We start from the raw sequence: 17,643 nt of genomic DNA on the forward strand, positions 1-17,643 counted from the left end.
ACTGTCTTGGTAACCCGTTCGTCGGACCTGCCGATGATTGTCATATGGGCAGCGTTGAAGGGAGAAGTGCTGGTGATCACGATAGCAGCGGTGGATGATCACCCGATGCTCCTCAAAGGCCTGCAAGCCTGCATCAACGACATCGATGACCTTGAATTGACCGCGGTCTACCCTTCGGTCTCAGCGCTGCTAGAGTCGCAAATCCGTGCCTGTGTCGTGCTACTCGACATCCTGCTGCCTCAAGAACGCGATGTCGCGGACAACATTCGCCGAGTCCGTGAGTCGGGCGCCCATGTCGTGCTCTTCACGTCCGAGTCACGCCCGGGCATACTGCGAGAAGCCATCGACTGCGGCGCCCTGGGCCTGGTATTGAAGGTCGACCCCGAGGAACGCATCATCGAGGCGGTCCGTGCCGCCGCTGCAGGAGAGCATTTCGTCTCGAGCCAGCTCGCATATTCCATGGTCACTGATCCGCGTGCTGACGTACGGTTGAGTGCGCGTGAGCGGGAAGTGCTCACACTTGTCGCGAAAGGGCTGCCGCGCAGGTTGATCGCCAAACAGCTTGGGATCAGTGAGAAGACCCTACCCACGTACTTGACCCGTGCCAGCCAGCGATACGCCGACGCTCACCATCCAGCCTCCAGCCCTGGCGAGCTGGCCGCGTTCGCGTTGGAGGACGGCTATATCGAACTGTCGCCCGAGCGCCGCGCGATGCCGTGACCACACTGCCCGCAACCGGTAGCTATCAGCAGAGCGTCGAACGTGGGCTCCAGCGTTCTTTCGCGGTTCTCACGCTGCTTCTGCTCGTTTCCGGAACAGGGTCGGTCCTGTCTCCGGCCGCTGGCGTGCCTGTGCCGGTGGTGGCGATGTCCATCGTCTTCGCGGGATTCCTGCTGATACTGGCGGCTCGCAGCTGGCAGGCCCGGCTCACCGCCCACGACGCCACGGTTGCGTCGATCGTGGCGACGGCGAACACGCTGGCCTACCTTGTGCCGAGCGAGGGGGCACTCCCGATGGCCACGAGGTCCAACTCGCTCGTGGTCGCGACGCTGCTGGTGGCCGGCTTTCACCAGCGACGGAATGCCTGGCTCATCTGTTCAGGCCTCGCAGGTGTGCATTTCGCGGTCTCGCTGAGCATCGACGGGCCGATGGGCGCCGTAGAAAGCCTGTGGCCCCTCATCGCAGCGCCGCTGGCTGCGGCGGTGGTCACCCGAGTACTCCGCAGTGCTTCGCTGCGCGCCGACCAGTCCGAGCTTGCACTGCAAGCTGCCAGAGTCCGGGCGGCCGGCGCGGCCGCCAGACGAGCCGCTCACCGGCACTTCCAGCGAACTCTGCATGACGATGTAGCGTCAGCCCTGCGTGCGGTGGCCACGATCGGTCTGGACATTGCCGAGGTGCGACAGGCCTGCTCGGTGGCGGTCACCAGGGCGACAGAATCCCCGGCTGAACCGGCGGACGGGACCTCGGAGCTGTGGTCAGGCCTGGCGGACCTGCCGATCCCAGCCGGTACCCAGCGGGTCATGGCGCATCGCGACGCGATCAAGATCCCGACCGACGTCGCGAATGCTGTCATTGCAGCAGCCCGACAAGCGTTGGCGAACATCGAGCGGCACGCACGGGCGAGGACCGTAACGATCAGCATCCAAGGCGACGAGAAGGGGTTCGTCGTGCGGGTCCGCGACGACGGCATCGGTTTCCGTGCAGAGGACGTCAAGCAGACCTCGGTGGGTCTGCGCGACTCGGTGAACCAGCGGCTGACCGATGTCGGCGGCACGGCCGAGATCCATACCGCACCAGGCAAGGGAACCACGATCGCGCTCAAGTGGGCGCCGACCGCAGTTGACTTGTCGCCAGTTGATGACGATCGTCACCTTCGACGCGGTCTGCGCGCGGCACTCGATGACGTCCGGCCACCGTTGGCCGCGGTATGTCTGCCGTACCTGCTCAGCATGATCATCCCGGTCGCCCGGCACTTACATGCCGCACCGCTGATGCCATGGGTGGTTGGCTGGTATGGCTCGTTGATCGTGGGAACTGCACTGCTGATCGTCGCGGCCCACCGGCCGGTGATCAGATGGGCGGCGCCGCTCGCGGCGGTGTGGACGGCCGCCGGTGCAGTGTTGGCGCTGCAGGTGATTCCGGCGGATAGTTTGACGAACTACGCATCTTGGCCGATCGGCGCGATCGGGCCGATACTGGTTGTCTTGGTCGCAGTGCAGCCGTCGTGGATTGCAGGCGCCACGCTGCTGGTCCAGGAGATCGTGCTGATCACCATGGTGGTCGACAGGGCGTTCGTTGTTAAGTCCTTTTTGGATGCCCTGCCAGCGGCGATGTCTTCCGTGCTGTGCCTGGCGATGGGCTTTGTCATCATCAGCACTATCGCACGACTCGGTGACGTCGTACTCTACGCGAACGCGGAGCGGACCGAAATCGCGGTAACGGTCGCCGCTCGGGACGGAAGAATGACACTGCACGCCAAGAGGATCGCCGATATCGGGCAGGAGATCCTGCCGTTCCTGCGAGACATCGCGACCGGCGGTCCGATCGACAGTGCCGTGCGAGAGCGCGCCAGGCTGCTGGAATGGACGGCCCGCGACGAACTGCACATCCCTGGCGTGCTGGATGTGCCGGTGCGCAAGCGGTTGGAGAACGCGCGTCGCGCTGGCTGCGTGGTGACGATCCAGGCCGATACGGACACGTTCAACCCACCGCAGGCGGTGCGGACGTTGTTGGACTCGGCGCTGTCGACCAAGTCTCCGCCACAGGAGGTCATTCTGAGCCTGCACCCGGCCGGCGAGGAGGTGCTGATCAGCCTGGTGTGCCTGCCGGGTGACCCCGACCGCTGCTCAGCACTCCGCGCGGCATTGCCCGCGTCCGCAAAGGTGGACGGCGACGACGCGGACGCCACGTGCGTCGAGCTTTCCGTGCCCGTCGAGTGATGTCCTGATTTTCGCGGACAGCGCGATCGGCCTCTCGCTTGCCACCATTGACGTGTCGGGCAGGGAGCCTGGCCACGATGAACGAAGGTGGCAGACAATGAACTCGCTACGTGAAACATTCAACAACCCCCTCCGTGCGCCTCGAGTGGTGATGTACGTGACCCTCACCGATGCGCGGTCGATCAAGAAGTCCGGTGGGGAGGTGAACTGGCTGCCGACTATGGGGTGGTTCTTCGACCAGGTCGGCGACGCGGTGCGGGAGCATGGTGGGACGGTGAACAAGTACCTCAACGACGGTGTGGTGGCGACGTTCCCCATGGACAAGGCAGCTGAGGCGATCAATTCAGCGATCTTGATCCAAGAGCGGATCAGCGAGGCTCACCGTGACAACACCTACCGCTGCAACTGCGCCATCGGGATCGCGACCGGCCGCGTCGTGGAGTTCACCAACGGCATCTACACCGACTACATCGGTGGCAGCGTGGACACTTCGGAACGCTTGTCTGACGGGGCAAACGCGGGCGCCATCTTCGTCGACGAGTCCACCCGGAACGCGTCGAACATGATGAACGTGTTCTCTCACTACGGAAACGCCGTGAGCCGCGAGGGCGGGCAGTACCTGGCGCAGGTGGAGGAGCTGCCAACTGGCTGGGACGCCGAACGGATCCGCTACTACGAGATCCTATGGGCGGCGCAGTCGTTCGGTGTCCGAACCAGCACTGTGACCGAGATCAGCGTTCAGAACAACTCCCCCGCGCCGTCCGCGGAGAAGCGTCGCTCCTCACAAACGCCCTGGCAGCAGGGGGTTCTTTCTCGTTGGAACGACGACCGTGACTTCGGGTTCGTCCGGGACGGCGACGGTGAGAGCTACTACCTGCACCGCGACAGCACCTGTGTGGGCACGTTGCCGATCCGTACCGGTGACACCGTCTTCTTCGTTGCCGAACCGTCGCACCAGGACGGCCGCAGCGCGCGTGCCACGTGTGCGCTGGCGTCCGGCGCGGAGCTGACCGTCCGAGTGGACAAGGTATTCCCGGCCTTCGGATTCAGCAGGGTATCCGATGGCAAGGGCGTCGTGCAGGACCTGTTCCTTGACCTCGGTTACGGTGCCCAGGACCGGTACCACATCGGTCAGCATGTGCGGATCAGGTTGTCGCACAACGCCAAGGGCCCAGTCGGTGTGGTTCTAGCCGACGAGATCGACGCTCTCTCGGCATGAGCGTCGGATCGACAGTCGGCGGTGGCCGTCTCGCGATGGTCTCGACCATCGCGAGCGGCGCCGCTGTCGTCGGCTTCGGTGCTGTCCTGGACGGTTACCTGCAATCGGTGGCCCTGGAACTGGGGGCCGCGGTTCTCTTGCTCGCCCCATTGTTCATGATTGAGCGGCTGCTGAGTGTCCGGATTGGACAAGGTGTTCAGGACGGTGTCGCGGAAGCGCTGAACGGGACAACAACGACCGGTCCGGACGGCGACAACGCCCAGCCGGTCCGGGACTTATTGGTCAGGCGGCTCGAAGGAGACTGGAACCTGGTGCGCGCGATCAACGGGCCGTTCGACTTCGTCGCTGAGGGACATGGCGAACGGGTCGCGGTAGCGGTGCGGCATACCTCCTTCCCGCTGGACTCAGCCACAGTCTCGCGACTGCACACCGAGGCCAAGCGGCGCGAAATCCCCAAGCTGGTCGTGGTCAGTCTGACGGAACCGACCGACCTCGCATGGGCGCTGGCACGCCGGACACCCGGCCTTCGTCTGGTCACGGATCTGGACATTGAGCGGAACAATGACATCAGCAAGGCGCTCGGGTTGGCCGACAAATGAGATGCGTCGTGGCTGTTGTCGACGACCATCCGGTGGTGCTGCACGACTTGAGGCAGATGCTGGACGACTCACCGCACGGCATCGAACTGGTTGCGTTGGCCGGCAGCGTCGCGGCGCTGCTGGCCGGGCCGGGTCGGTACGCGGATGTGGTGCTGCTCGACCTGTTGTTGCCCGGTGAACCTGATGTGGCGGCCAATGTCGCCCGGATCCGGGTGACCGGCCCACGGGTCGTGATCTTCACCTCCGACTCGCGGCCCGCGGAGGTTCGAGCCGCGATCGATGCCGGCGCACTAGGGCTGGTGCTCAAGGGAGATCCCGAGTCACGGTTGGTGGAGGCAATCCTTGCGGCACAAGCCGGTGAGTTCTCGGTCTCCAGCCGGTTGGCGCACGCGATTGTGACAGACCCGGACATAGCGACCCGGTTGTCAGTAGGTGAACAGGAAGCGTTGAAGTTGGTCGCGCAAGGCTTGCCGCACATCCTTGTCGCCAGGAGGCTGGACGTTGCCGCAGACACGGTCCTCCCTTACCTGCGGCAGATCATCTGCGGCTATGCCGGGGGATGAACACACATGCCAGCAGGGTTGGATGCCGGACCGGCAGGATCGCTTCACTGCGACGATGCCGTCGACATGTCAGGAAAGCAGCCAGCGGCGGTGAGTCCGTATCTGACGAAATGCAGCAACTCCCGGAGCAGGAGCGAAACTGGAGCAGCGAACCCACTTGACCTGTCGGCAACTGCCCTCAATCGTCCTCAACGGACATGCATTGAGCAGTGGATTTTCCGAATCCGCAGGTCAGTGTCTTTTGTGGACCGCACTGGGGGAGAAGTCAGCTTCTTGCCACAAGGTTAAGGGGTCGCGTCCTCTGGAGGAGTGGCGGACTCATCTCGCTGCTGTGTATGAGTTTAGCCGAGTGAGCTGTTGAGTGTGGAGACTTCCGGGTGCGTGGTGATCGGCGGGTAGGGCTGATGCTTTTTGGATCGTTTCTGCCAGGTCAACGCTTGCGGCTGGGTTGGACCTGTATCGCTCCAAAAAGTTGTTGCTGCACGTCAAGCGGTGTAGCGGTATCGGTTGATACAGAACAGAGTGCGGGTTCGAGCAGCGTTCAACTGACGTGTTAGCCCACTGACGTCGGAGCCACCTTGCCGTGGTCCAACGGGTTCCCCGGTGCCCCTCTGACCAGGCGTAGCGACTTTTCGAGCGGTACAGGTTCTGGGCACTGATCGGGCTTCGCCCTCGTCTCCGAGACCGTGGTGAAGATCAACTCTCTTGTTCGCCGCGACCCTCGCGAACGAGCTACGCCATCTATGGTGGCTGGCGGCGTTGCGATTGGTGTGGCCTCGCCGGCGTCTGTCACACCGGCGATGTCGTGGCCGATGCCGCGCTGAGGGCTCGGCGCCAGTAGCCGACAACGCTGTGGCGCACCTGTTCGACGTCGACACCGCGAGGTTCCAGCAACCGCTGCAGGGCGATCCCGCGTAGTTGTCCGACGACGGCGATCGCGACGTCGTCGGGCTTGAGGCTGGGGTCGACGACGCCGTGCGCGATGCTGGCCTCGATGTCGTCGCGCAGGTCGGCGCGGAAGGCGTCGTCCCGTTCGCGGAAGATCGGGGCCAGGTCGGGTTGTGTGGCGGCCTCGGCCCACAGCAGCAGGAAGGCTTGGTTGAACACGCTGAGGCGGGCGAGTTGGCCGAGGTAGCCGTCGATCAGTCGCAGGAGACGGTCCAGGCCGGGCGGTAGTTCGTCGAGGCCCGGAACGAACCCGGCCTGCGTGGCTCGGGCAAGCCGCTCGACCAGCGCCTGCTTGGTGCCGAAGTGGTGGGTGACGATGCCGCGGCTGTAACCGGCGCGTTCGCCGACCCGCGCCAATGTCAGCGAGCGAACGCCTTGCTCGACGACCACTTCGGCGGCAGCGGCCAGGATCGCGGCTTCGGCCTGGTCGCGGCGTTCCTGTTGGGTGCGGCGGGTGGTGGCCATGTGCTGGAGTTTAGCAAGTTAAGCTTGCGTGTTAGCCAACAAGTATGTGTAGGGTGGGTGGCGTAGCACGTATCGACTCCAGGAGGTTTCTGATGATCGAAGTCGACGAGGCGAACTCGACACCCTGCTCACCGGGGACCTGGGTGGCCCGGTCGTGAGGATCGGCCTCCTGCGGTTCTGTCCGGACGGTGGTGTCGTGGAGTCCGGGTCACGCATTGTCGAGCTTTTGGAGTGCTATCGGCCGGGGTGGTCGGTGCAGGCGATTTCCGACAGTGCGGGCATGCCCGCGCTGTACTTACAGTCGTGGGTCACGCCGGAGGAGAGTGGTCATCCGATCGCACCCCCATCGAGGACCGTTCTGATGCGGTTGGCGGTGGTGCTGGGTGCGGACTTCCTGGCGGTCCAGCGGGCGTTCGTGGCCGCCTGGAGCACTCTCAAAGGCGGTTACTGGGACCACTTCGCCCAGGGCGACCGGGTGCTGGTGTTCGGTGAGCCCGACCCGACGAACGGCAGCCGTCGAGTCCGGCGTGGAACGGTGCTCGTCCCTTCTTCGCCTGACACCATCAGGATAGATTTCGGCGGCGAGGATCGCGGGGAGTTCTCCCCGGCCGATCCGGTCCGGGTCAGCCACGCAGCGGGTACCTGCCAGTGTGTGGTGGCGATCTCGTGAAGGGGCTTTTGTTGTCTCGCCTGGGATGATCCGGGCTTAGCCATCCTGTACCGCTCGAAAAGTCATCGTTGCACGTCAAGCGGTGTATCGGTATTCGTTGATGAGTCCATTGAGGACGCAGGTGCGTAGCAGCATGCGGGCGTTGGCCGTGGGTACTGACCTTGGCTGTTGGTGGGTCTCGGGTGGTCGTTGTTGCCGGGCTTGGTGAGGCCGGTGCTGGGTTGTAGTGCCGTTGGTATTCGGCGAGAACCTGGTGCCCCGCGTGGGGAAGCCCTTCACCGGCCGGACCCGGTGAAGGGCTTCCTGTTATCAGGCCTGCGCGAGCCGGTATTCGTAGGGCGAGGAGCCAGGCGAAGCCGCGCAGTTGCTGCCCTGGCGCGAAGCGGTGTACGAGTAGTCGGCCGGGATCGCGCAGGCCCAGGTGAAGCCGGACGGGACCGTGTATGCCCACGTGCGGTGCAGGCTGGTGACGCCCACTGCTGGACCGCGACGGCCGGCGAGCCACCGGTTGCGCAGCGGCAGCCGCACTTCCGGCCACGATCGAGGCCGCGATGACAGCGGTCACACCGACCGATGCGCTGAGGCGTCTGAGTCTGTTCCGATCACGTTTCTCCTTGTCGCCGATCACGTTCACGCCGACAGAATCGAAGCCTCCCAGCGCATCGATGCGACGTCTTCGTCACTCCACGAGAACCCGGTACGCAACCGCCACCCGTTTTCATGCGGAACCGAACGTGCCACCACCACCGGTCTCCACCGGGCCCTTCGGCTTCTGCTGAACCTGCGCGGGACCGTGCCCGGTGACGGTCCGCCCAGGCCGCGCGCCAGCAGGCGGGGACACGACCTGCAACTGCACAACCGACGAGGTCATACTGCACTTGGCGGTCACGGCCGCCGGACCGATCTTCGCTGTCGCCGACACCTTCGCCGTTCCCGAGAACACCCAGCCCCCGTCCTCGGGCCGGACCCGCGAAAGCGTCACCGGAGCCGTGAAGACACTGGATGTCACCCGGGCTGAGTCCGGCGGGTAGCACATGCTGCGGAACTCCATGCTCACCCGCCCGCCCTGCGCCACGGGGTTGGGTGTCAGCTTCAGGCCGAAGTCGAAACACTTGTGTCCCACCCAGGTCGGGCACGCCGCGGCCGACGCCGAAGAGCCGCTCGCGGGCAGCATGATCGCACCGGCCAAGACGACGACCACAGTCGCAATTCTCATCGTCCCTCCTCGTCAGGGTTGCCCCCTTGCCTTCAGGACACGACTCGAAGCGCTTCCGGGTTGCCGTCATTTCGGCTGGGTACGGACACGAAAGAACCGACGCTGGACACCGCGGTCCAGGACCTGCCTGGCGCCGCCCATCTCCGACCGGACCTCCTACGGCACACGCCGCTTCGTCGATGTCAGGGCACCGGCGGTGAGGAGGTCAGCACCGCTCCGGTCAGCGCCGTGGCGTGGAAGCCGGACATGAACGCGTGCCGGACGTGGTCCAGCAGCACACCGTCGTGCTGGTCGGCGCCCTGGTTCTGGTGCGCTGGTTGCGGTGGCTGCGCGCCGTGGATGTCCCGTGGGACAGGGCAACTCCGGCTGAAGGCCGCGATCTGGCGCTCTGGATGCAGCTGGTGCAGAAGCAGCGGAACTCACAGCGGACCCACTCGGTGAGCACGGCGGGCACGATCACCCGATCACTCGCAAGCGCTACCTCGATGACCAGAACGCGAAGCGGACCGTCCGGTAGAACAATTCGGTGATCGGGGCGTTCTACGAGTTCTGGATCGAGCAGCTCGGCGAAGGACCGCTGGTCAACTCGATCCCCCGAGATCGAGGCCGCGGAGGCAGTCGGCCGAACGCGCACCACAACCCGCTGGAGCCGTTCCGGGCCGAGGCTGCTCCCACCCTCACCAACGACCCTTGGCTCAGGCTGTCTCCAGCTTCCGTTCGCCGCTACGACGGCGAACAAATGGGCGGTCTCTCACCCCATCCGAAACAGCAATGCCTCGTGGCGCACGTCCAGTTGTGCCAGATGCCCGCGGCCATAGCCAGCAGACGCTGGATGACCCGGATGAACACTCCTGCCGGGGTGCGCCCGCCGTGCTGTTCGAGGCCGAGCTGGCCTTTGAGAGTCTGGTTGACCGACTCGACCACAGCCGTCCCAATGTGGTGTACCTGCGTTGCGGCACCTGTGGGCAGACCGCACCGGCGCCCGGCGCCACGGCTCGTGGAGCGGGGACGGCGGCATCAGCACCCACCAGGCCGCCAGGACGCTGCTGGGGCTGCTCGCGGCCAACCTGACCGACGAGAGCATCGCCCCGTGCCCTGGAGGTCGGCTTGCGGGCGTGCAGCACCGGGTGCACGACCTCATGCGCGAGTTCAACGTCGTCACCCGCTTCCAGCTCGGCCTGGCCGCCCGGGACAAGGACTGGGACTGACAACCGGGAATGAGCAAGGACCTGAGTAGTCGTTACTCATGGCTTCGAGTGGTTGTCCGGGGAAGGTTGTGCCAGCGGTTGGTCCGACCGCTGGCACCGGCGGGACTCGCCGGTGCCCGGCAATCCGTTTTGGGGAGAACGAATCCATGGACACCAGGAAATCCGGGCCTCGGCGGCTGATCTTCGGGGCCGTGCTGGGCACACTCGTCACCGCGGTGGTGAGCGCGGGTCCGGCGCACGCCGCCGACGGGCCGCTTGGCCCGCCACCGGGGGACACCGGTCCGGTCAGGACCAGTGAGCCCGCACCGCCGCTGTCCGCCGAGGAGACTGCGCTGCTGCGACGGCAGGACGCCATGCTCCCGGCGGCGCAGTCACTCGCTGAGCAGTCCCGCGCCGACGGGACGGACATCGCTGGGGTGGAGATCGACGTGCCGGGCAGCATCGTCCACGTGTACCGGACCGATCCGGGGCAGCCGCTGCGGCTGCCCCAGCCGCCGCCCGAGGGCGTGCGAGTCGAGGTGCACCAGGCCTCCGTGGACCGGCCCACGATGACCCGGGTCGCGACGCGGATCACACAGGACGCGCAAGGCCTCGCCGATGACGGCGTTCTCGTGCAAAGCACCGGTCCGGCCGTCGACGGCTCGGGCGTGACGGTGGCTGTGGCAGTGCGGCAGCCGGGTGCCGACAGTGCGGAACTGGAGCACGCTTCCCAGGTGCTGCACCGCAGGTACGGCACGGCGATCGGCGAGGTTCGCGGCGTTGTCCGCCCTGAGACGTACCAAGGTGACTTCTTCCAGGGGATCCGCTTCAACGACTTGCCCGGTTGGTGGGGCGGCGACCGGATCTCGCGAGTCGAGGGCGACACCAGGATCTCGTGTACCACGGGGTTCCCCGCGGTAACCTCGGACAACAAGCCGGTAATGCTCACCGCCGCGCACTGCGGTGACGTGGGTGCCGCCTTCTCCAACGGTCCCGGTAGTTTCGGCAACTTCAAGCCCCTGGGAACGGTCGTTCTCAGCGATGTCGACCGGGACGTGGCCGCGATCTCGGTCACCTCGACCGAGAACAAGATCAATGTCGGCTCGGCCGAGGCGCCTACCCAGCTGCCGATCACCGGCGGTTGGGCCACTCCGGTGGTGGGCCAGCGGCTGTGCCAGTCCGGCTCGTTCACCGGTGAAGTCTGCGGCCTGAGGGTCGTTGACACCGGCGTGATCAACTGTGACCTGTGGTTCATCGGCTGTCTCGACTGGCGGGGCCCGCTGGCCGACGTGATCAACACCGCCGGTTCCGGAGCGTTCGCGGCGGGACACGGTGACAGCGGCGGTCCGGTCTACCTGCGCAACAGCACGGGGACCGGCGTCACGGCCATGGGCCTGGTCTCCAGCGTGCTGACCGACACCGCCGCGGCGAAGTTCCCGGCGTTCCTTCCGGACACCCTGTTGTGTCCCGCGCCAGGAGGGCCGCCCAAGAAGCGCTGCTCTTCCGGGTTCGCCTTCGCCCACATGCCGGGTCACTGACCGGCGCCTGATCACGCTGTGCCGCATTCGCATCGCCGGGTGCGGCACAGGGGTCTCTAGTGCGGTGTGCCAAGGGCGGTGGCGAGTTCGGCCCGTCTGGTGACGCCGAGTTTGGCGTAGACGCTGTACAGGTGGTTGTCCACGGTGCGGGTGGACAGGTGCAAGGTGACCGCGATTTCCTTGCTGGTCGCGCCGTTGGCGGCGAGCACGGCTATCTCGGACTCCCGGCGGGTGAGCGGGACGGCCGCGGCCGGCTTGAGCAAGCCCGGGGTTTGCGCGTCTTGGCAGGTCTCGATCAGTGCTGCGGCGCGGTTGTCCGAACGAGTAGCCTGCCGGGCTTGGCCGTTGCGGCGATACGCCCGGCCCGCTGCCAGCGCCGCCTCAGCGGCGTAGAGCAAGACCCCGAGCTGCTCGAAGCGGGTGCTGGCGGCGGTCAGCCGGCCGGGGTCGTCGTCGGCCGCGGCCTTGGCGTGCGCCGCGTACGCCCTGACCAGGGTCCCTTCACTCTGCCGTGCCAGGTCGGCGAGCCGGTTGTGCACGTTGCCCGCGTCCCCGAGGCGGACCAGATCGTGCCGCAGCCAGGCTTCGGAGCTGAGCTGGTCACTGGCCGCCGCCTCGTCGGCCGCGGCCCGCAGTATCCGCCGGGCTTCGACGAGGTCCCCGGTGGCCGCCGCGGTCCAGGCGGGGCCGAGTTCCTGTTCGGCACGCAGGTAGCCGATGTCCGGCAGGTCGGCGGCTTCGGCCAAGGCCCGTTGGGCGCCTGCCGCGTCTCCCTCGACCGCCGCTGCGGTGGCCAGGGCCGACAGCATCAACCGTTGTGGCCACGGGTAGTTGTTGTCCCGGCACAGTGCCACTGCCTCGGCGTACCAGCGGTGCGCGGTGGCCGGGCGGCCTGCCAGCAGCGCGCACCGGCCGAGGTGGTAGGCGAACCAGATCCGGGCGATCGCTGAACGGTCCCGCACCGCGAGCGCGTGGCCGTGGGTGGCCCGCTCACCGGCCTCGACCAGCCGTCCGGCCTCGGTCAGCGCCTGGACCTCGATGACCAGGTGCGTGCTCGGATGCACCATGGCCAACTGGTCCCCGAGCCGGGTGTGGTCGGCGAGTCCCCGGCGGGCCACAGCGAGGCCGCTTTCGTTGCGGCCCAGGAGGACGAGGGCCATGGCGCGCGGCACGGCCGCGAGGACCGCGGTGCGCGGCTCGGGCTCGTCGCCGAGCAAGCTCAGGGTGCGCAGCGCCGTGCCTGGGAGTCCGATGTAGACCTGTACGCGCGCCTCGATCGCCAGCAGCTCCTGCGTTCCGGTCCGGTCGCCGATCCTCTCGCGGGCGGCCGCGCTCACCCGCAGTGCCTCGTTCGCGTCGAGCAAGCCCCAGGTGAGATTGCGCATCCGCGTGGCGATGACCGGAACCAGATCCTGTTCGTCGACCGCGAACGGCTCGGCACCGGCCAGAGCGGTCTCGGCCTCGGCGAAGCGGCCGAGTTCGTAAAGGGCCTCACCGAGCAGCAACCGGCCTTCCGCGGTGTCGCGCTGGGCCAGGGCGGCGGTCGCCAGCCGTTGCACGGCAGCGAAATCGTGGCCGTAGCGGGCCATCCGGGTGGCGGCCAGCAGGAGCTCCGGATCGGCCACGCCGTCGGCGTCCAGCCGCCAGGTGGCGATCCGCAGCGGATCGCCCGGCCTCCGGGCCCCGGCGCGCTGCACCCGGTCGGCGTGCGCCAGCAGCAGCCGGCGGCGGGTCAGGACGGGCAGTTGGCTGCGCAGGACTTCGGCGTACAACGGGTGCGCGAGGCGCACCTCGGTTCGCCGCCCGTCGGTCAGCACGGTCACCAGTCCGTTGTGCTCCAACCGTTCCAGCCGGTCCATCGGCACCATGCCGGTGAGCTCGGACAGGCCGACGTGGCCGACCGCAGCCAACAGGTCGAGCACGGATCGCTCGGCCGGCTCGACCGTGCCGATGTGCGCTTCGACCAGTTCGGTGAGCGGGGTCGTGCTGACCAGCGGTCCGGTCAGCCGCCACACGCCGCGCTCGGCGACCAGCCGCCCGGCGGTGAGGGCGCCGAGCACCAGCTCGCGCAAGAACAGCGGGTTGCCGCGAGTGATCGCGTACAGGTCGGCCTTCGCCCCTGCCTCGAGCGGCCCGCCGAGAACCACGCACAGCAACTGCTCGACACCGGCGAAGGACAGCTCGGTGAGATCGATGCGGACCATCCGGTCTCCGCGCCACAACGCGGAAACGGCGTCCGGGATCGGCTCGCCGGTGCGCACCGTGCCGATCAGGAACACCGCCCGCGCGTCGACGAGCTGGGTGAGCAGCGTCAACGAGGTGCGGTCCAGCAGGTGCAGGTCGTCCACCAGCAGGACGAACGGCCGCTGGTCCGCCAACCGGAACGTGCCGAGCACACCGTTGCACAACGCCACCGCATCGCACCGGTTGCGCCCGACCTCGCTCGGCAACAAGTGCGCCAGCGCGCCCAGCGGGACCTGTGCGGCGGTGTCGCTCGCCGTGGCCCGCCCGCAGGCTCGGCCCGAGCCTTCGGCGACAGCGAGGAACTCGTCGGCCAGCCTGGTCTTGCCCACCCCGGCCGGCCCGCACAGCAGTACCCCACTGCGGGCCCGGTCGTCCAGTGCTGCAAGCAGATCAGTGAGCTCATCCGACCGGTCCACCAGCGGCCACCGAGCGAACCGGGAGGTGACCGGAAGCCCCTCAGGCATATCGCGACCGTACGGCACACAACCCGTACGTACCAACCATTTCCTGGATCGCGGAACAGCCGGAGCCGGACGCTGTAAGGTACGCCAGCCGTCGTCGGCCAGCATCCCCCGTCGACCGCGTAGGACGCCCCGGCCAGGTAACCGGCGGCCGGTGTGGTCAGGAACGCGACGAGGGCCGCGACCTCCTGGACGTGGCCCGGACAGCCGAGTGGGACGCCTGCCCGGGGCTGGTGCCTCGGATCGGGTGTGCTCGCATCGATAGCCCGGCTCCCGTGACCGCGCGCTCATGCCGAGGAGCGAGCGTTGAAGCGTTGGCTTCGAGCCGACTGTGTGCGCCCCTTCGAGACCATCACTGCGGGCGTCGGAAACCACGGTGCTGGTGATGGCCTATCCGTATTCGTTGGGCCTCGTCGGCCCCGGGTCTGCGGTCACCACGCGGGCGGAGCGGCCGGTGGTCGCAACCAGGTCGCCCGGCCGCAGTTGCCTGCCGGACTGGGTTTCCACCCGGCCGTTCACGGTGACCCATCCCTCCTCGATCATGACCTTGGCGTCGAGCGCGCCCACGGCCAGGCCGGCCAGTCCAAGGAATTGACCGAGTCCGATCACCTCGCCGGAGATGGTCACGTCGATGTTGCGCATAGGGTGATTATCCGGGGCGGTCCAAGGCCGCCGGTGCGATCTGTCGGACATCGAACGTCCGCTCATGCCGCTGACCGTGTGTGGATTGGGCGTGCTGGTGTGGTGCGTTGGAACCAGGGTCCGCATCCGGGCGTTCCCTTCGCATGGACAAGGTGTGGGTCATGACGATTCCCGCTCTTGCTGTGTGGCTTGCCCTGCTGGCGGTGCTGGAACGAGGTTGGCGACGGGCGCGGCGCGCACGTGATGCTGGGACGCCGATGTCCCAGGTCACCTTCGAGGAGTTCGTGTCGTTTCTGCATGGCACCAAACGTGTCGAGCTTGCTCAACGATCGACACAGTCGCTGGTGCGCCAGGAGGAGAACAGCGGCGCGCCACCGCACCACGTCGATCTGAATGAGGGCATCGCCATCCTCGATCCACACCGGCTCAAGAACCGGCGGTAAACCGACGAACGCAGTCGTGCCGGTGAGTGCGTGTGGTTGCCCAGCCTGGCTCGATGGAATGGGCCGAGGCGAGCGAGTTCGCCGTGAATCCTGCGGTGCCCCCATCGACTGTTCTCATTCGCGAGCCGCAGCACGAGCTGACGGAGCGCGGCAGGTGTCGCGGGTCGGTCCGGTGGCGTGCGTCCGCCTGTGTAGGCCCATTTCCGCGCGATGAGTCGGCGATGCCAGGACAACAGGGTCTCCGGTGTGACGGAAAAGACCGACGCCACCGGTGACGGGGGATGAGCCTGGACAGGGCGCTGAGCCAGAGCCGGTCCGCGGGCTGATAGCGCAGGCGCTGCCCGAGTTGGCGGCGGAGGATCGTGTTCTCGTGTCTCAGAACCAGGAGCTCGGCGTCCCTGCTGGTCTCGCTGCGCAGCAGTGCTCCGGGAATCGAGAGCAGGTGCCGGGTCACGTGGTAGAGCAGCGAGACGATCACGCAGGGATTGTCTCGACTTGACTAGCAGGCCCGTTGACCAACAGCGATGAGTATTTGAGCGTCACAGGTGGTACGACGTCGACTCATGCTGTTCAACGAACAGCCGGTCGAACTCACTGACTCGTACTACCCCGTGGCCATCGCACGAGGCACCTGGCTGGCCGAATCCCGCAAAATCCCTGGCGGTGCCGTCGCCTACCTGACCGACCTCGGCCACCCTGCCCGCCGCGTCCGTGAGGACATCAGCGCGCGCCTGGCCACGCCGCAGGAACGGACCACGCCCGCAGCTGAGCGACCCGTCCTGCGTTCTCGTCCTCTCCCGCGCGCTCCTTACCGAAAATGATCTGCCCGTCGAGGCCAGTGGTCGCCGACGGACGGCGACTGCGTTACGAGCTGACACCATGACCGACACGACGACATCGCCAGGAGCCGGATTTGCCCCGCGCACGTGACAATCGGCCCCGGCACCAGCAGATAGCCGCCGAACTGCGCGACTCGATCATGCGCGGCGACCTGTCCCCAGGCACCCAACTACCGTCCACCGCGCAGCTCGTTGCGCAATACGGGGTGGCGAACGCGACCATCCAGCACGCGCTGAAAGCGTTGAAAGACGAAGGCTTCCTTGACAGCCGCGTCGGCAAGGGCGTCTACGTCCGCGACCGGCAGCCGTTCGTCATCGCCGCCGCCTACATCACCCCCGAGCCAGGGCGGTTCCGCTACCGGCTGCTCGCCGTCGACAACATCACCCTCCTACTATCCCGCAGAGATCGCCGTCGGCAGCAGCCTCGCCAAGACAGCAAAAGGTCCGTGGAGGCGCACCCCAAGCTCTCGCCGACCTTGGATATCCCCAACGGACCTTCGTTGACCGGATCTCGGCGCGCCCGCCTACCGTTGAGGAAGCTGAGACGCTGGACCTTCCCGATGGGACACCGGTGATCCGGCAGCTACGTATCGTCCACAGCGACAACGAACGCCCCATTGAAGCGTCGGTCCTCATCAAGGGTGCGCATCTGTACGAGCTGCAGTACCGCCAGACCATAGAAACCAACTCGGGCTGAGCGCTACGGCGTCTGACGGAGGATACGTGTCACCCGGGTGATGTCAGGAAGACGTCAGGCAGAAGGGATGGCCAGCCGGGTCCAGGAGTACCCGCCAGCGTCCGTCGCCGGGCTGATAGTCCGGTTTGGCCGCGCCGAGTTCCAGGGCCAGCTCTTCCACCGCATCGAGGTCGTCAGCGCGGAAATCGAGGTGGAACTGTTGTGGCACGTCCTGACCCGGCCACTGCGGAGCCCGGTATCCGTCAACCCTCTGGAATCCCAGATCACAGCCGGAGCCGTCCGTCAGAGCGACGTACTCGTCCGTACTGAAGAGTTCGCGCATCCCAGTCAGTGCACGGTAGAAGTCCGCCAGCGTCTGCGGGTCGGCACAGTCCAGAGTCACCCCTCGCAGTTCAGCCTCTGGCACTATTCGCTCCTTCGTGTCCGCGCGTCTGTCTCCGTAGGGCGCCGCTGCACACGATCATCGGCCCACAGCCACACCGTACTCGCCGCACCGCTGCTGAAGTAGCGATTTACCCCTGCCTCAGAGCAACGGGTGGCTGCGACCGGCGCTTTCGGTACACGCCTTAGGTCGGAATCGAACTGCGCTAAAAGCGCATAGGCGATCAGTATCGACCAGTCTGCTTATGTCAGACTTCGTTGGGTACGTTGATGTCCTGCGGGCATGGCGTCGCACGTTCGGGTCGACTCTTGTTCCGACAACAGGTCCACTCTGTGGACGCGCTTAATATTCGGTCATGCCAAGGGGTTTCAGTACACCGTTCTCTCGTGAACTCGGCCACGAGCTACGCATGCGGCGTGAAAGGCAAAGGTTTCGGCCGCGGACTTGGTGCGTGTAGCTGAGATGGGTGATTCCACTGTGGACCTGCGGCCCTGTCGCACGCCGCATCAATGTTGTGCTTATACAACCGCGCGATGGGTTCCCGGGCACCTTGTTCAGCGCGTCTTGTGTTGGCGGGCAACGTCGTCCACC

General features: G+C 66.5%; 18 protein-coding genes and 1 pseudogene. 12 read left to right on the top strand and 7 right to left on the bottom strand.

Features of this window, described 5'->3' with window-relative positions; all coding sequences use genetic code 11:
* Positions 1-66: 66 nt before the first annotated feature.
* The 5 genes from AB0J95_RS31380 to AB0J95_RS31400 all read left to right on the top strand — a co-directional run bounded on the left by AB0J95_RS31380 (position 67) and on the right by AB0J95_RS31400 (position 5,320).
* Positions 67-720 carry a response regulator transcription factor gene (locus AB0J95_RS31380; RefSeq protein WP_364765805.1) on the top strand — a complete coding sequence of 218 codons (654 nt, stop codon included), beginning with the start codon at positions 67-69 and terminating at the stop codon, positions 718-720.
* Positions 717-2,939: an ATP-binding protein gene (locus AB0J95_RS31385; RefSeq protein ID WP_364765807.1), complete on the top strand. Its 2,223-nt coding sequence runs from the start codon at positions 717-719 to the stop codon at positions 2,937-2,939. Before AB0J95_RS31380 ends, AB0J95_RS31385 begins: the two co-directional genes overlap by 4 nt.
* 157 nt (positions 2,940-3,096) lie before the next feature.
* On the top strand, positions 3,097-4,158 hold the full coding sequence (locus AB0J95_RS31390) for an adenylate/guanylate cyclase domain-containing protein (RefSeq protein ID WP_364765809.1): 1,062 nt from the start codon (positions 3,097-3,099) through the stop codon (positions 4,156-4,158).
* Positions 4,159-4,193: 35 nt separating this feature from the next.
* Positions 4,194-4,757: a hypothetical protein gene (locus AB0J95_RS31395; protein WP_364765812.1), complete on the top strand. Its 564-nt coding sequence runs from the start codon at positions 4,194-4,196 to the stop codon at positions 4,755-4,757.
* 8 nt (positions 4,758-4,765) lie between these two features.
* Positions 4,766-5,320, top strand: coding sequence for a response regulator (locus AB0J95_RS31400; protein WP_364765815.1), 555 nt, complete (start codon positions 4,766-4,768; stop codon positions 5,318-5,320).
* A gap of 789 nt (positions 5,321-6,109) precedes the next feature.
* Here AB0J95_RS31400 and AB0J95_RS31405 read toward each other — a convergent pair.
* Positions 6,110-6,733: a TetR/AcrR family transcriptional regulator gene (locus tag AB0J95_RS31405; protein ID WP_364765818.1), complete on the bottom strand. Its 624-nt coding sequence runs from the start codon at positions 6,731-6,733 to the stop codon at positions 6,110-6,112.
* A 361-nt stretch (positions 6,734-7,094) separates the two neighbouring features.
* Here AB0J95_RS31405 and AB0J95_RS31410 point away from each other — a divergent pair, with 361 nt between their 5' ends.
* Positions 7,095-7,403 carry a hypothetical protein gene (locus AB0J95_RS31410; protein WP_364765820.1) on the top strand — a complete coding sequence of 103 codons (309 nt, stop codon included), beginning with the start codon at positions 7,095-7,097 and terminating at the stop codon, positions 7,401-7,403.
* Between the two features lie 309 nt (positions 7,404-7,712).
* Here AB0J95_RS31410 and AB0J95_RS31415 read toward each other — a convergent pair whose 3' ends face one another.
* The 3 genes and pseudogenes from AB0J95_RS31415 to AB0J95_RS31425 form a co-directional block, all read right to left on the bottom strand.
* Positions 7,713-7,931 carry a hypothetical protein gene (locus AB0J95_RS31415; RefSeq protein WP_364765823.1) on the bottom strand — a complete coding sequence of 73 codons (219 nt, stop codon included), beginning with the start codon at positions 7,929-7,931 and terminating at the stop codon, positions 7,713-7,715.
* Between the two features lie 190 nt (positions 7,932-8,121).
* Positions 8,122-8,619, bottom strand: a complete 498-nt coding sequence (locus AB0J95_RS31420) for a hypothetical protein (protein ID WP_364765825.1) — start codon at positions 8,617-8,619, stop codon at positions 8,122-8,124.
* Positions 8,620-9,342: 723 nt separating this feature from the next.
* Positions 9,343-9,540: pseudogene (locus AB0J95_RS31425) on the bottom strand (hypothetical protein); the annotation flags it as partial.
* Positions 9,541-9,569: 29 nt separating this feature from the next.
* Here AB0J95_RS31425 and AB0J95_RS31430 point away from each other — a divergent pair.
* Together AB0J95_RS31430 and AB0J95_RS31435 are read left to right on the top strand one after the other, a co-directional pair.
* Positions 9,570-9,827, top strand: coding sequence for a hypothetical protein (locus AB0J95_RS31430; RefSeq protein ID WP_364765828.1), 258 nt, complete (start codon positions 9,570-9,572; stop codon positions 9,825-9,827).
* A 146-nt stretch (positions 9,828-9,973) separates the two neighbouring features.
* Positions 9,974-11,344 carry a trypsin-like serine protease gene (locus tag AB0J95_RS31435; RefSeq protein ID WP_364765831.1) on the top strand — a complete coding sequence of 457 codons (1,371 nt, stop codon included), beginning with the start codon at positions 9,974-9,976 and terminating at the stop codon, positions 11,342-11,344.
* A gap of 56 nt (positions 11,345-11,400) precedes the next feature.
* On the opposite strand, the gene AB0J95_RS31440 is transcribed toward AB0J95_RS31435, so the two are convergent.
* The gene (locus tag AB0J95_RS31440; RefSeq protein WP_364765834.1) at positions 11,401-14,052 is read right to left on the bottom strand and encodes a LuxR C-terminal-related transcriptional regulator; all 2,652 of its coding nucleotides are present in this window, start codon (positions 14,050-14,052) and stop codon (positions 11,401-11,403) included.
* Positions 14,053-14,439: 387 nt separating this feature from the next.
* The gene (locus tag AB0J95_RS31445) at positions 14,440-14,691 is read right to left on the bottom strand and encodes an RNA-binding S4 domain-containing protein (protein WP_364765837.1); all 252 of its coding nucleotides are present in this window, start codon (positions 14,689-14,691) and stop codon (positions 14,440-14,442) included.
* Positions 14,692-14,852: 161 nt separating this feature from the next.
* On the opposite strand from AB0J95_RS31445, the gene AB0J95_RS31450 reads away from it, so the two are divergent.
* The 4 genes from AB0J95_RS31450 (at position 14,853) to AB0J95_RS31465 (ending at position 16,670) form a co-directional block, all read left to right on the top strand.
* Positions 14,853-15,134 carry a DUF6191 domain-containing protein gene (locus tag AB0J95_RS31450; protein ID WP_364765840.1) on the top strand — a complete coding sequence of 94 codons (282 nt, stop codon included), beginning with the start codon at positions 14,853-14,855 and terminating at the stop codon, positions 15,132-15,134.
* Between the two features lie 563 nt (positions 15,135-15,697).
* Positions 15,698-15,955, top strand: coding sequence for a hypothetical protein (locus tag AB0J95_RS31455; protein WP_364765843.1), 258 nt, complete (start codon positions 15,698-15,700; stop codon positions 15,953-15,955).
* A gap of 92 nt (positions 15,956-16,047) precedes the next feature.
* Positions 16,048-16,548 carry a winged helix-turn-helix domain-containing protein gene (locus AB0J95_RS31460; protein WP_364765846.1) on the top strand — a complete coding sequence of 167 codons (501 nt, stop codon included), beginning with the start codon at positions 16,048-16,050 and terminating at the stop codon, positions 16,546-16,548.
* Positions 16,482-16,670 (top strand): UTRA domain-containing protein, encoded by a 189-nt coding sequence (locus tag AB0J95_RS31465; protein ID WP_364766251.1) that lies wholly within the window; start codon positions 16,482-16,484, stop codon positions 16,668-16,670. Before AB0J95_RS31460 ends, AB0J95_RS31465 begins: the two co-directional genes overlap by 67 nt.
* Positions 16,671-16,713: 43 nt before the next feature.
* On the opposite strand, the gene AB0J95_RS31470 is transcribed toward AB0J95_RS31465, so the two are convergent.
* On the bottom strand, positions 16,714-17,076 hold the full coding sequence (locus AB0J95_RS31470) for a VOC family protein (protein WP_364765849.1): 363 nt from the start codon (positions 17,074-17,076) through the stop codon (positions 16,714-16,716).
* Positions 17,077-17,643 lie beyond the last annotated feature (567 nt).

This window comes from Actinocrispum sp. NPDC049592 (assembly GCF_040675465.1).
Taxonomy (GTDB): Bacteria; Actinomycetota; Actinomycetes; order Mycobacteriales; family Pseudonocardiaceae; genus Kibdelosporangium.